Below are 1049 nucleotides of genomic sequence, written 5' to 3'. Positions count from 1 at the left end.
GGTACAATTGGGCATGTGGATCATGGTAAGACCACGCTGACGGCGGCAATTACTACAATACTGACATCAAAATTTGGGGGAGAGTCAAAAAGCTACGATCAGATCGACTCAGCGCCTGAAGAGCGTTCCCGCGGTATTACCATTAATACGGCACACGTAGAATATGAAACAGAGAAAAGACACTATGCACATGTTGACTGTCCGGGCCATGCCGATTATGTTAAAAACATGATTACGGGTGCTGCGCAAATGGATGGTGCGATACTGGTTGTGTCTGCTGCAGATGGGCCGATGCCGCAAACACGAGAACATATTCTGCTGGCGCGTCAAGTTGGCGTACCCTATATTATTGTTTATATGAACAAGGCTGATATGGTGGATGATGCCGAGTTGTTGGAGTTGGTAGAAATGGAAATTCGTGAGCTGTTGTCCAAATACGATTTTCCGGGAGATGATACCCCAATCATAATTGGCTCAGCACTGAAAGCGCTTGAAGGTGACCAGAGCGAAATAGGTGCGCCGTCTATACTCAAGCTGGCGGATGCGCTCGACAGTTATATTCCGGAGCCTGAGAGAGCAATTGATGGTGCATTTATTATGCCTGTTGAGGATGTGTTTTCGATTTCGGGTCGGGGCACGGTGGTTACAGGGCGTGTTGAGCGAGGTGTTATTAAGGTTGGTGAAGAAATTGAGATTGTCGGTCTTAAGCCTACGCTGAAAACTGTCTGTACAGGTGTGGAGATGTTCAGAAAGCTGCTGGATCAAGGACAAGCGGGTGATAATGTAGGTGTGTTGCTGCGTGGTACTAAACGTGAAGAAGTGGAGCGTGGTCAGGTGCTGGCAAAACCGGGCAGTATTTCGCCGCACACAAAATTTACAGCAGAAATTTATGTGCTAAGTAAAGAGGAAGGTGGGCGGCATACGCCATTCTTTCCTGGTTATCGGCCGCAGTTTTATTTTAGAACGACGGATGTAACCGGTGCGATTGAGTTGCCGGCGGGAACAGAGATGGTCATGCCAGGTGACAATGTATCGGTGACGGTGAATCT

The 1049-nt window shown here is 48.1% G+C and carries 1 protein-coding gene; it reads left to right on the top strand.

From position 1 onward, the window contains the following. The coding region (tuf, locus tag C8R11_RS15835) for an elongation factor Tu (RefSeq protein ID WP_244907736.1) at positions 1-1049 on the top strand (1049 nt) is incomplete at both ends.

Origin of the sequence: Nitrosomonas aestuarii (genome assembly GCF_003046585.1) — a bacterium.
Lineage (GTDB): Bacteria > Pseudomonadota > Gammaproteobacteria > Burkholderiales > Nitrosomonadaceae > Nitrosomonas > Nitrosomonas aestuarii.
Note: the sequence above shows the minus strand (reverse complement) of the source record. Positions and strands in the feature narration are given on the sequence as shown.